4 protein-coding genes are annotated in these 14,566 nt (G+C 47.7%); 2 read left to right on the plus strand and 2 right to left on the minus strand.

Annotated features, from left to right (window positions below):
* Window positions 1-173 precede the first annotated feature (173 nt).
* The gene (locus DXN04_RS19855; RefSeq protein ID WP_116855137.1) at window positions 174-1,157 is read left to right on the plus strand and encodes a cation diffusion facilitator family transporter; all 984 of its coding nucleotides are present in this window, start codon (window positions 174-176) and stop codon (window positions 1,155-1,157) included.
* Between the two features lie 36 nt (window positions 1,158-1,193).
* Here DXN04_RS19855 and DXN04_RS19860 read toward each other — a convergent pair whose 3' ends face one another.
* On the minus strand, window positions 1,194-2,393 hold the full coding sequence (locus tag DXN04_RS19860; RefSeq protein ID WP_116855138.1) for a serine hydrolase domain-containing protein: 1,200 nt from the start codon (window positions 2,391-2,393) through the stop codon (window positions 1,194-1,196).
* Window positions 2,394-2,688: 295 nt separating this feature from the next.
* Between DXN04_RS19860 and serA the strand changes: the two genes are divergently transcribed.
* Complete coding sequence (gene serA, locus DXN04_RS19865) at window positions 2,689-3,927, plus strand: phosphoglycerate dehydrogenase (protein WP_116855139.1); 1,239 nt, start codon at window positions 2,689-2,691, stop codon at window positions 3,925-3,927.
* Between the two features lie 137 nt (window positions 3,928-4,064).
* Here the strand turns inward: serA and DXN04_RS19870 are convergent, their stop codons facing one another.
* Window positions 4,065-14,417, minus strand: a complete 10,353-nt coding sequence (locus DXN04_RS19870; protein ID WP_147320001.1) for a gliding motility-associated C-terminal domain-containing protein — start codon at window positions 14,415-14,417, stop codon at window positions 4,065-4,067.
* Window positions 14,418-14,566: the final 149 nt, after the last annotated feature.

Raw genomic sequence — 14,566 nt, forward strand, 5'->3', positions numbered from 1 at the left:
GGTATATTGCTACAGATTTATTACGATTACATGTTGATTAACCTTTGGTTGAAAAATCAGATTTGCTACAGGTACGACGAGCCCCACTAATCTTTTTGTTATTTTTTACCTAATATTCTCTTTCATTAAACTTACGCAAAATTTCCTTTCTTTGTGGATCAATTAATTGTGTTTTGCAGAGAAAAGAATTACGTGTCATATTGATATCACTGATCGTAAGCTTTATACTTACGGGGACCAAGTTCCTTGCCTGGTTCATGACGCACTCAGTGGCTATCCTATCAGATGCCCTCGAATCAATTATCAATGTGGTAGCCGGTGCCTTTGCCTGCTACAGTATTTACCTGGCCGGTAAGCCAAAAGACGAGAACCACCCTTACGGGCATGGGAAAGTAGAATTTTTTTCCATCGGTTTCGAAGGCGCTATGATCTTCATAGCTGGTTGCCTTATCCTCTTTAAAGCAGTTCAGTTCTTCTTTATCCCCACTACGCTGGAAAGCATTGATAAGGGTCTCTGGATCATTGGCGGCACGGCTGCAGGCAACCTGATATTAGGGGCTTATCTGTTAGGAGAGGGAAAGAAATTATCTTCCCTGACCATCACCGGCAATGGTTCTCATATCATGACAGATGTGTACAGCAGCGGCGGACTGATCGTAGCGTTGCTGATCATTCACTTTACGGGATGGACCTGGGTGGATCCCCTGGCATCGGCTCTCATGGGGGCGCTCATCCTGCGACAGGGGTACCGCTTGCTCCGGCAGTCTATATCAGGGCTGATGGATGAAACGGATATGCAGGTAGTAGACAAGGTGATTGCCATCCTACAGGAGCACAGGAGGGTAGAGTGGATAGACGTACATAATATGCGGGTGCAGCAGTATGGGAATAATTATCATATCGATTGCCATCTGACCCTGCCATATTATTTATTATTAAATGATGCACATGAGGAACTGAAAGCGATGGAGAAGCTGGTAAATGATTCTTTTACATCGGGAGAAGTGGAGTTCTTTATCCATATCGACCCTTGCCTGTCGTCCTGTTGTCATTATTGCCAGATGCCGGATTGCGCGGTACGCCAGCATGATTTTACAGGGGTGATTCATTGGACGAGGGAGAATGTGTTACCGAACAGAAAACATGGGGAAGAATAATAAAAAAAGGGGCGATTCTTGGAATCGCCCCTTTTTTTATTCCTCACCTTCCGTCTCCCCATCGCCGGCTCCTAAGATCGCCGCTACCGGTTTGACAGCATGATAAATATTCCTGTTATACTTGTTACCTAAAATAATAATCGTTGAGGTATCCTTCACTATTCTGTAAAACACCGTATTATTTCCATGCCACCAGCCATTGTGATAAACAATTTCGGTACTATCGGGGTACACCATCAATCTCCATCCCAGTCCATAATTCCTGACACCCGGTTTCTCATGACTATATGGTGTGTACGCCTGTTTCAGCCATTCAGGTGTAAACAGCTTGCCGCTATACAATCCCTGATCCCATTTCAGCATGTCCTGTGCGGTACTATAAATTCCTTTATCGCCCACCACGCCGTCGAAGTTCGTATCCGGTTCTGCCTGTCCATTATATTTATGGCTGACAGTCTGGTGTGCTCTTGGTGGGGTACGTGGATCATACACAAAGGTATTATTCATGCCCAGGGGTTCAAAGAAAGTCTTATGTAAAAAATCTGCATATTTCTCACCGGACACCTTTTCGATGATGGATGCCAGTAACATGAAATTGGTATTACAATATTGGAAATGTGTACCCGGCATGTGCTGGATCTTTGGCTTATGTTGTTCCATCAGCCGGATCACATCGTCGTTGGTCATATATTTCTGCCGGTCAGGCCAGATGCTATCACAGAAATACAGGTAGTTTGGAAGCCCGCTTCGGTGAGAAAGCAGCATCCGGACAGTAATTCCTTTATATGGAAAATTTGGAAAGAATTTCTGCAGGGTATCCTCCAGGCTCAGCTTCTGTTGTTCAGCCAGGTAAAGGGTGGCCATCCCGGTAAATGTTTTGGACACAGAGGCCAGCTGGAATGAAGAACTGTCCCCGATAAGGGAGTTTTTCACCCTGTAATTCTCCAGGCCATGATATTTTTCGAAGATGATTACTCCTTTTTTGGCTACAATCATGGAGCCATTGAAACCTGCGCGTAATAAACCTGTGTTGTAAAAAGCCTCCAGTTCCGCTTGCTGTGCTTTTGTGCGGGGGGAATTGAGTACAGCAGCTTTCGCCTCATCAGTAATCTCAATCTGCGTAGTATCCTTTGTTCTCGATTTTCTATCCTTATTATACGCCGCATTGCTTTGACAAGCGGTAACAGCGTATAACGTAAACCCGGAGATAGTTAGTGCAATAAAAGCTGCTTTCATTCTGCTGTTAAGAGTCGGTCTGTGACAAAAATTTCGTAAAAGCGATAAAATTAGGACCTAAAGCTAAGTTGGGCAAAAATTTCAATCCCAAATTGGTCATTTTAAAGGTATTTTAAGATTTATACCCCTAAAATGGCAAAACAAACCCCAAAAACCGGCTTAATTTTGACGAAATCAAATTTGAAGCGACTGCTATTTGATTTTTGCGCAACATCTTTTAGGTTTGTGCTTTGTTTGCGGTAATAACAAACATTAAGCCAATTGTTTTGCAGTTGGTAACATATAAAATAGAATCATGGATCAGCAAAAGTTGACTAGTTATCCGAAGGAGAAGATCAATATTTTATTGTTGGAAAACATCAGCGATGCCGCCGCGGCACAATTTACATCAGCTGGTTATGCCAATGTAAAAAGGTTATCGGGAGCGTTGAGCGAAGAGGATCTGATTCGTGAGGTAAAAGACGTACATCTGCTGGGCATCCGTTCCAAGACGCAGGTGACACGCAAGGTGCTGGAGGCAGCGCATAAACTGCAGGCCATCGGTTGTTTCTGTATCGGTACGAACCAGGTGGACCTGAAGAGTGCCCGTGAATTTGGGGTAGCTGTATTTAATGCGCCGTATTCCAATACCCGTTCTGTGGCTGAGCTGGTAATTGGCCTGTCCATTATGCTCATCCGCCGTATTCCGGACAAAAATGCCGCTGCGCACGAAGGTACCTGGATGAAAGAAGCCAAAGGCAGCTTCGAACTGAGAGGCAAGAGTCTGGGTATAGTAGGTTATGGTAATATTGGTAGCCAGGTGAGCGTGCTTGCTGAGGCGATGGGTATGAACGTACTCTACTATGATGTGGAAACTAAACTGCCACTGGGTAACGCGGTTCAGATCCGCACCCTGGAGGAGTTGTTTGCGCAGTCAGATATCATTTCCCTGCACGTACCATCTACCAAGACCACCAATAATATGATTACTGCCGAGGTGCTCAGTCATGCGAAACCTGGTGCTATTTTCATCAACTATGCCCGTGGTGAGGTGGTAGACCTGGAAGCGCTGCGCGATGCGCTGGTGGAAAAACGCCTGAGTGGTGCTGCCATCGACGTATTCCCTGTAGAACCTGAAAAGAATGGCGCTGCTTTCTCTACTCCGCTGCAAAAGCTGAGCAATGTGATCCTCACGCCACACATCGGTGGTAGTACAGAGGAAGCTCAGCACAACATCGGTCTGGATGTGAGCAGCAAGATGCTGAACTACCTGGAGAAAGGTGCGAGCTTCGGCTCTCATACTATCCCGGCTATGAGTGTGCCAGAGGTAGATCATGCACACCGTATCCTGCATATTCACCAGAACGTTCCGGGTGTATTGTCAGAAATCAATACGGTGCTTTCACAAAATAAGATCAATATCCTGGGGCAGTACCTGAAGACCAATGACGCGGTAGGCTATGTGGTACTGGACGTGGACAGTGAGTTATCGAAAGAAGCTTTTGTATTGCTGCGCGATGTGAAGAATACAATTAAGGCAAGACTGCTTTATTAATCGGAGTAAATAAATTTGGTATTAAGCCCTGGCAGGATGCTGCCAGGGCTTTTTGTTTTTGATCTGAAAAAGAAAGGCGCCCCGGTGGGTATCCCGGGACGCCTTTAAGCCTATTTTATTTCTACTTTACACTTCTCTTATCTTATTACCGTCACTTCTCCTTTCACCACATTTACCGGTCCTCCCAGTATCTTCTTATAACTCAGCATCCACACATAGGTTCCTACATCCACCAGTGTTCCTTTGTATCGACCATCCCATCCGGTCTTGGAATCTTTACTCAGGAAGATCAGTTCACCCCAGCGATTGTAGATACGCAGGTCGTAATCATACATCGTTCCGGTTACATGTGGTTTGAAGGAATCGTTCTTGCCGTCGCCGTTCGGTGTGAACGCATTCGGGAATTCAGGTTTACCTTCACAAGCTTTATAAGTTACAGTGATATCATCGGTTACAGTACCGCAATCATTGTAAACAGTGACAGTATAGTATCCGGTCGTAGTCACTACATACGTTGGAGTAGTAGCGCCATCCTGCCACCTGATGCTGTTACCGCTGCCGGCATCTACGCTCAGGGTCAGGGTCTGACCGATACAGATGGTGGTATCATTACCCAGAGAGATATCTCCGATACCAGCCACTGTTACTTTTACGCTATCTGTAGTAGTCAGGTTACAGAACCTGTCCAGCACTGTTACGGTGTAGGTACCTGGTGTGCTTACTTCCTTGATCGGATCGGTTGTACCATCATTCCAGAGGTAAGAGATCACATCAGGATTAGTGGCATCCAGTACTACGAGACCACCGGCACAGATATCCTTGTTTGGTCCCAGGTCGAAGGAGATGTTTGCTTTGTTGGTCACAGTGACAGTATCTTTCACAACACAACCACCCTTCGTTACAGTCACCCAGTAATCACCAGGTTTAGATACGACGATAGAGTTTGTTACAGAACCGTCTAACCATGCTACGCTGCCACCATCTGGCTCTACCTGCAGCATCACTGACTGATCAGGACAAATAGCAGTATCAGGTGTCAGGGTCACGTTTGGCGGGGTAGACACCGTTACAGTAGCCTGGTCGGTAACGGTACAGCCTTTCAGTGTTACATCTACGGTGTAGGTACCTGCGGTACTAACGGTGATAGATGGTCCGGTATCACCTGTGTTCCAGGTGTAGGAAGCACCCTGTACATAAGCATTCAGTTTCACTGTCATGCCGTCACAGATAGTGGTATCCGGGATGTTAACTGTTGGAGGTGTATTCACCGTTACTTTCACAGTGTCGGTTGCGGAACAACCATTGTTGGTGACTGTTGCATAGTAAGTACCGGCAGCAGATACGGTGATCTGTTGGGTAGTTGCGCCAGTGTTCCACTTGATGGCATAACCAGCCGTTGCATTTGCTGCGCCTGCATCCAGGGTTACAGCGTTGCCTTCACAGATGGCCACATCAGCACCCAGGTCTACAGTTGGCCTGGTTACATACCGCAGATTATAAGTTACCGGATCAGATACACAACCAGTTACACCGTCAGTTACAATGAAGGTAGCCTGAGTAGCACCGTTCAGGTCAAATACATTGCTGGTTTGACTCTTCGGTGTACTTACAGTACCCGCAGGGTAAACGCTCTGCAGCGTAAATGTTGGTTTGCTGACTTTCGTTTTCAGTTGCAGTGCAAACTTCGTATTGTCAGAACAGTTCATTGGCAGTGCTGTGTCCAGTTCTGGTTTAGGACAAGCGACTACAGTGATGATCTGTACTCTTTCGATAGCGGCATTACCACATGCATCAGCGATGTTCCATCTTCTGGTGATGGTGTAACCGTTACAAGCATCCACGGTATATGGATCGGTTGTCATAGTCGCTTTCTTAGGGAAGTTAGCATCGCAGTTATCAGTTGCATACAGGGTAGCAGCAGCCGGGATAGTACCTCCACAAGTGACAGTGACAGCAGCCGGAGCCGGATCGATCACAGGTTTGGTCGTATCTACGACGGTGATTACCTGGCGAATAGTGCTGGTATTACCACATTCATCTTTCGCGATCCATGTTCTGATCAGCTGGTAGTTACTTGCACAGGCACCAGTGATAGACTGACGAACCTGGCTGTAGCTGATCTTCACATTGCTGGCAGCACTACAGTTGTCAGTAGCTGACAGGTTGCTAGGCGGTGTTGGCACTGCGCTACAACTTACCGTAGTATCAGCAGGAGGTGTGATCGTGAATTTTGGTCTGGTGGTATCCTGTACAGTAATTACCTGTTTCATGGTAGCCACGTTTCCGCAGTCATCGGTCGCGGTCCAGGTACGAGTCAGGCGGTAATTATTAGAGCAGGTAGTGCTCAGGAATACCTTGGTTTGAGCCACGCTTACCTTCACGCTGGCAGTACAGTTGTCTGTCGCGGTGATGGTTGGGAGGGCAGGTACGCCGTCGCAGTTTACTGTGGTATCAGCCACCACGATAGTATTGAATACAGGGCGGGTGGTATCAACCACAGTGATGATTTGTTTCAGGATGGTGCTGTTACCACAATTGTCGGTAGCAGTCCATGTACGGGTAATCTGGTAGGTATTGCTACACTTCGCACCTGAAATAGACTGTCTGGTATCTACCGGTGTTACAGTGATGGTACCAGGAGTACAATTGTCAGTGGCAGTGAGTGTAATAGCGGCCGGTACCTTATCACAATCAACGGTTACGTTGGCAGGAGCAGGACCGGTGAACACAGGACCGGTGGTGTCTTTAACAGTGACGGTCTGTCTCAGGGTGTCGCTTACATTACCACAATTATCAACCGCTACCCATTTACGGATCAGGTAATAATTACTTGTACATTGACCAGCGATATCTACACGGGTTTCAATCGGTGTGATAGTCAGTGTACCGGAGCAATCATCGGTAGCAGTCAGGGTTACAGCAGCCGGTACGTTGTCACAACTTGCAGTCACATTTGCCGGGGCGGCAGTGGTGAACTTAGGTGCAGTGGTATCGATCACGGTAATGGTCTGTGCTGCAGAAGTGGTGAGACCACAACGGTCAACGGCAGTCCAGGTACGCATGATGATTGTCTGACAGGCATTCGGTGTCTGGGTATTATCGGTATAGGTAACAGTCAGTGGTTCATTGCTGTAAGGCATGTGACTGAATACCGGTGTACCGAACATAGTAGTATAATCTTTACCGGCTACGCAATTGGTAGTGATGGCAGCAGGTACGGAAACCACTACAGGGTTAGTCGTGATTCTTCTCAGTTTCACAACGTTGCTGGTAGCATTTAAGCAGGAACCGGAACTTACAATTCTTCTGAACCATACAGTATCGGCAGTCAGTGCTGCAGGAGTATAAGTAGCAGCGGTGCCACCTGTACCTGTAGTCACGTTAGTGAATCCTGCGGTTGCACTTGTGGTGCTCATCTGCCACTGGTAAGTGAAGGTGCCATTACCACCACCCAGCGTTAAAGTACCTGTGAGGGCAGCTGGTGTTTCAGATGCACAAAGTGTCTGATCGGCAGAGATGGTGTTTCCAATTACTGGTCCCAGGTTGGTCAGGGTGACTGTTGCCGGTGTGCCGGTACAGGTACCATTGGTCAGGGTCCATTGCAGGGTAGCAGATGTACCTGCGAATACCAGTACTTTGGCAGTAGGATTGTTCAGATCAGCAGCTGCGATGGTTGCAGTACCGCTAATGACAGTCCAGGTACCCTTTGAATTAGGAAGAGCTCCTGGTGTAGCTGCCATGATGAAGGCACTGTCGTTACAGTGTGTCTGATCAGGTCCTGCATTAGCAGTTTCAGGCATTCTGTCGTTCTTCAGAAGGACAGTGCTGCTGGTCATACAGGAGTTGTTAGAGATTGTCCAGATTGCAGTGGCTGTATCACCGGCTGGTACAAAGATCTTAGCCGTTGGATTGTTTAGATCTGTTGCTGCGATCGTTGCTGTAGACCCGGTGTAGAATGACCATGTACCGGTACCAACGGTGGCAGTGTTGGCCGCCATGATAAAGGCACTGTTATTACAATGAGTCTGAGCCGGGCCTGCATTTGCGGTCGTAGGCATTGCATCATTTACCAGTTTCACATCGTCGCTGGTAGTACATACGCCGTTGGTGATTGTCCAGGTAGCCACTACGCTGTCACCTACAGGTACGTTGATCACTGCAGCTGGTTTATTGAGATCTGCGGCAGCGATGCTTGCGCGGGTATTAGAGAGTGTCCATACGCCGGTACCGATAGATGGTGTGTTCGCTGCCATAGTAAATGTGGTGGTAGCACACTTGCGTTGGTCAGGACCTGCATTTGCAGCAGTAGGCTGCGCATAGTTTACCAGTTTGATCTTGTCGGTAGTAAAACAAGCACCGTTAGTGATTGTCCAGGTAGCAATTACGCTATCGCCTACAGGAACGGTGATGACCGCATTCGGATTGCTGGTATCAGCTGCAGCCATAGTAGCACGTGTATTAGAGAGTGTCCATTTACCTGTAGCACCTGTTACAGTTGGGCTATTGGCAGCCATAGTGAATGTAGTGGTGTTACACTGGCGGATGGAATCGACACCTGCATCTGCCTGGTTTGGCATTGCACTGTTCTTCAGCAGTACTACGTCAGCAGAAGAGCAGACACCATTTGTTACCGTCCAGATAGCGGTAGCAGTATCGCCGGCCGGCAGTGTAAATACTGCGTTTGGCTTGCTGGAATCTGCTGAACTGAAGCTGGCGGCACTACCCGGGTACAGTGACCATTTACCAACAGCGGTAGCAGGAGATGCTGCTGTAGCCTGCATGGTAAAGGCACTTATATTACATTGGGTCTGGTCCGGACCGGCATTTGCCTGAACGGGTTGCTGATAGTTGTATAATTTAATAGTATCTACGCTGCTACACAGGTTATTTGTAATCGTCCATGTTACATAAGCACTGTCACCGTTTGCAACCGTGAAGGTGGTGCTGGTGTTATGTAAGTCAGTAGCAGGGAAGGTAGCATTGCCTTTTACTATTGCCCATGTACCAGTTGCACCCGGTACATCCGGCGCATTTGCAGTAACAGGGAAGGTACTTGTCATACACTGTTGCATATCAGCTGGTAACGCAGCGGCAGTTGGTGCCATGTAGTTAACCAGTTTAATACTGTCGGTAGTAGGACAGGTTCCATTGGAAATAGTCCAGTAAGCAATTACGCTGTCACCGGCGGAAACGTAGATCGTTGCATTCGGATCATTCGCATTGCTGGCGTAAGCAGTAGTAGTGCCCTTGAATGTCCAGGTACCGGTAGCACCGGCTACATCAGGAGCATTGGCAGACATTACGAAGGCGCTGTCATTACAATGCCTGATGGAATCCTGGGTGATAGCTGCATCACTTGGGGTGAGCAGGTTAGTGAGTGTGACAGCAGAAGAGTCAGCGCAGACACCGTTTGTTACTACCCAATGTAATACGGCAGATTGACCGTTTGGAATAGTGACATGGGCATTTGTATTGTGCTCTTCACCGGCAGTAATCACAGCGTTGCCGCTGGCTACACGCCATGTGCCAACTGCACCCGTTACATTTACTGCAGAAGCAGTCATCACGAAGGCAGTACCCGCACACTTGGTCTGGTCAGCACCTGCACTTACAGCAGTTGGCTGTTCGTAGTTGATCAGCACAATGTTGTCAGCAGAAGTACATCCCAGGTTGGTGATAGTCCATCTCAGTACTACTGTAGAACCGGCAGTTACATTGAAGGTTGCTGTCGGATTGTGTTCATCAGCGGCTGGGATGGTATAAGAAGATGGAGACACCACTGTCCATGTACCGGTAGCACCGGCCACAGATGGAGCATTCGCTGTCATAACGAAAGCTGCAGTGTTACATTGTTTAATTGTATCCGGACCTGCATTGGCAGCAGCTGGCGGATTGTTGTTTACAATCCAAACAGTGTCAGTATCCACACAGGTTCCATTAGTAATTGTCCAGAACAACATACTGCTGTCACCCACAGGGATGGTGACAGTTGTGGTTGGACTGCTGGTGCTTCCTGTAATGGTTGCAGTAGAACCAGCTGGTTTGGTCCATATACCGGTAGCACCTGCTACATTCGGTGTATTAGCGGCCATGGTAAAGTTAGCGTTGTTACACTGGTGCTGGTCAGGACCTGCATTTGCATCTGCAGGCTGCATATAGTTCAGCAGTTTTGCAGTATCCGCAGCGGAACATGTACCGTTTACAACAGTGTAGATCGCCAGTACGCTATCGCCGGCAGGCACTCTGACTGTTACAGTAGTAGCAGTCTGGGAAACGATGGCAGAGGTAGTTTTGGAGAGTGTCCAGGTACCGGTACCAATAGCCGGAGTAGTTACATTGATAGTGAAGATAGAGTCGTTACAATGTGCCTGGTCAACACCTGCATTCGGCTTGGCCGGTGCCTGGTAGTTTCTCAGGAAGATGGAGTCACGGCTGGAACATACGCCATTTGTAACTGTCCAGAAGGCAGTAGCAGTGTCGCCTGCAGGCAGTGTGATAACTGCATTGATTTTATTCAGATCTGCGGCAGCAATGGTGGCCGCACTACCAGGATACAGAGACCAGGTACCAACTGCTGGAGCAGGAGAGGCTGCGGTCGCTGCCATGGTGAAGGTCGCATTGTTACACTGTACGATTGAATCCGCACCAGCATTTGCGGTAGCCGGACTCTGGTAATTGATTAATACGATATCATCAGAAGAAGAACAGGTTCCGTTGGTCACTGTCCATGTCAGCACGGCAGTAGAACCATTGGGTACGGTGATCACCGCATTGACCTTGCTGCTGTCGGAAGGAGCGAAGGTAGCAGTTCCGCTCTTCACAGACCATTTACCGGTACCGATGGTGGGCGCTGTTGCTGCCATGGTGAAGGAAGTGGTCATACACTGTTTAATTGTGTCTACACCTGCATTGGCAGTAGTAGGCTGGGCGTAGTTAAACAGTTTTACGTAATCATGGGAAGAACAGGTTCCATTTGTTACAGTCCAGATCAGGGTGGCTGTATCACCTACAGGCATTGTAACAGTCGCATTGGGCTGATTGAACTGACCTGCAGTGATGGTAGCAGCGCTACCTGCAAATGTAGACCATGTACCGGTTGCGGTAGACGGTGATGCAGCGGTAGCAGACATTACAAATGTATTGGTGCTACAGTTTTTGATAGAATCAGGACCTGCATTCGCCTGAACCGGTTGCATGTAGTTAGTTAAAACTACCTGGTCAGAAGTGAGACATACACCATTTGTAATGGTCCATGCCAGGGTGGCTGTGTTACCAGCCAGTACATATATTTTGGCACCTGCATTGGCAGAATCGGTCGCCGGAATAGTGGCAGTACCACTTACAACAGTCCATTTACCTGCACCTACGGAAGCTGTATTAGCTGTCATAATGAAGGCACTGTCATTACAATGGGTTTGATCCGGACCTGCTTTGGCAGTATCAGGTGCAGTGTATACGGTTACAATACCACTTGCACAATTTGAGTTTGCGCAAAGGCCGGTACCTTCTGCTCTTACATAAAAAGTAGTGGTAGCAGAAACGGTTACAGTGATAGTAGGACCTGTACCAAGTGCGGTACCTGTACCACAACCACCAGCGTACCATACCCACTGTGCAGCATCGGTACCATCAGGGTTTTTACCCAGGGAACCACCTGTAACGGTCAGTGTAGTAGCACCTGAGCTACAGATGTTTGGAGAACCTACGGTTACACCGGTAGGATCAGCGGAAGGGGATTCTACGTTCACAGAGAACGGAATCGTATTGATACAACCACCATTATCATTTCTTACGGTGAGCACGAAGTTGTAAACTCCGGCAGCAACACCGCTGGGAACGGTTACAGTGATTGGCCATCCGGTAATCGGCGTTTCAGCAACGGCGCTGAATCCAGGCATTGCACCTGTGCTTGCAGCAGCGATGCTGTAGTAAGTTGGATTGCCGGTAGTAGCAGTAGTATCCAGAGAGAAAGAAGTGGATGTGTTACAGATGGTCACCGGTTTCAGGGTCACAGTTGGCACTCCCTGGTAGTGCAGGATCACAGTGTCATAAGAGGTAGCACAACCTATAGTGTTCGCGATGCTCCATTGTAATACTACATCCTGTGCTGTACCTATAGGGGTAACAGTTACAGTAGTATTATAGGCATGGATATCGTCGATCGCAACGTTTGCCGCGTTGCCGGAGATGACAGACCAGGTACCCTGTTCTGCGAAAATTCCGGTAGCATCTACGTTAGGCTCGTTAGCCGCCATGGTGAATACATTCGAAGTTCCACACTGGGTGGTATCCGGACCGGCAACGGCCACAGTAGCACCACCTACGAATGTCAGTGTATCATAAGCATAACCAACGCAGTTGTTGTTCGCTTGTGCGGTCACTTTCCATTGGAGGTAGACGGTGGTACCCGCGTGATAAACTTCAAAGGTGTAATTTGGATTTTTCGTGTTACCCAGGCTTACGTAATCCGCAAAGTCAACATTAGCTGGATCCGTCACCGCAGGTCCTTCCACGCCTATTATCGACCATGTACCGGTTGTACCTGTAATATTGGTACGGCCGGTATTAAATTTACCGGTTCCTGTTTCCGCACACTGAATGAACTGCTTACCAGCAGGAGGTGCCGGAATATCGGTGAGATTTACTTTGAATGGTGCCGCCTGCACAATACATTCCCCGACCTTAACGACGACGGTGAATAAAGTATCGGCCATGGTCACCGTAGTATAAGTGATCGATGTCTGGTCGGTAGCAAGCAATGTACCGGTCGAATCCGCTCCTTTATACCAATATATATGACCTCCTGTAGAATCTACGTTCAATGCATCGTTTACAGAGAAGGTAATATTGTTACCCAGGCAGATAGCGCTTGGCGTAGCAGAGATTTCTACGATTGGTTTATCATCTTTCAGGATGGTAGCACTATTTGAGTCCACACACTCTTTAACATCTCCGATACCATAATATATGTGACCATATACTTTAATAGTGGTATCAGATAATACCTGGATCTCTCGTTTTGCCATATGGAGCGTATCCGGCAGGTCACTCCAGTTGAAGTAGTCGAAACCACCTGAAGCCTGCAATTCAACAATGGCCCCCTCGCAGACCTGGCTCTTTGTCAGGTAAAGAGTTGGCATTGGGAGGATTGTGATCTTAACAGCGGAGGATGGAGACGCACAGGTTTCGGAGGAGCTACCACTCTCGTAAATCCTTACACGGAAATAATAATCTGCCGCCGATGTTTTGGTAGCAGTCAGTTCGCCTTCAGCAATGATAAGGGTATCGTTGTTCGCGGTACCATAAGGTACGTTGAACCAGGTAACACCTCCATCGTCGGACATTTCCCATTGGTACTCCGGATTAGTGAAGTAAGTACTGGGAGTGTAGCTGGAGGTAATCATAGTAGGAGCGCCTTCACACAATACCTCTTTCAGGTTATCGTCCTGTCCTTCAATTTTCGCAGTGATCACCGGGCTACAATATTGGAATTCGATATCATCGACCGCAATATCGTTACCACAACCACCGTCAAAATTATTTTTGATTCTTACAATAACATCTGTAACGCCGGAAGGTACGGTGAATGAACCACCATACCTTTGCCATTGTGTCTTTTTGATGTTCATGGATACCGCATAGGTTTTAAACTCTGCGAGTATCTGGCTGGTATTTGCCGCGTTGAGCACCTGGAAGGTAACCCCGGCATATTTATAATCGCTTACGCAATTGTTGTTTAGAACAACAGAGGAGTCCGTGTTGAGGAGCCACGCGCTGAAGTTATAAACGGAACCGCGACAGAGACCGTTTACTTCTTTCTGGAAGAAGATACTAGGTGTATAATCTGAGTTGGCCACCAGCATACCACCGCGTGTGAGACCACTATGGTCCATAGCGGCCACCCACTCAGGTCTGAGTCGGGTGGTATTGGAGATCGCATAGTAGTTATCGTTCAGATCACCTGAACCCTGGTAAATATAGGTAACAGCCGAAGAGGGGGTGTAAGCCATTCGGGTAGCGTTGCTGGGCAACACACCGAAATTCTCAGAGAACCCTGGCATTGTGGCATTACCGCCGCTACATGTCTGGATTGTACAGTCAACTGCCACGACCTTTTGGGTCCGCACGATGTCTGCACCATTATTCCTTTTCATGGTAACGGTAAATGTATAAGTACCGGGAGTGAGGAACTGAATAGTCAGGGCCTGAGTACCTGTTAGCTGGGTCGCTTTGACACTGGAGTTGACATCAGAATACAGGATAGTGTAATCTGCATCTGATCCACTGGGTGTTGCGATTGTCCAGTTGGCCTTACCTATCTGGTTACTTGAGAGTAAGGCATTCATACTAACAAACTTGGCCTGATCCGCAGTACTATTATTAGTGGACATACATACCGTGTCCGGCACGTTGAAATAGACTGATTGCGCTCGTGTTATACCCGTCACGAGGAACAAACAGCTATATAATAGGATTAGAATCTTTTTCATCTTCAATTATTTTGGGAAAAAACTATCAGAGAGGGCTGGATTAACAATCGGGCGCTCTTTGTGGTCTTTCATATTTTTGAGGGTGAAAAAGCAACCAGCTCCTTACGGAGATGGCGATCCATGAAGTGTAAAGTGCTTTCATAGGCCTG

The organism is Chitinophaga silvisoli, assembly GCF_003412465.1.
Lineage (GTDB): Bacteria > Bacteroidota > Bacteroidia > Chitinophagales > Chitinophagaceae > Chitinophaga > Chitinophaga silvisoli.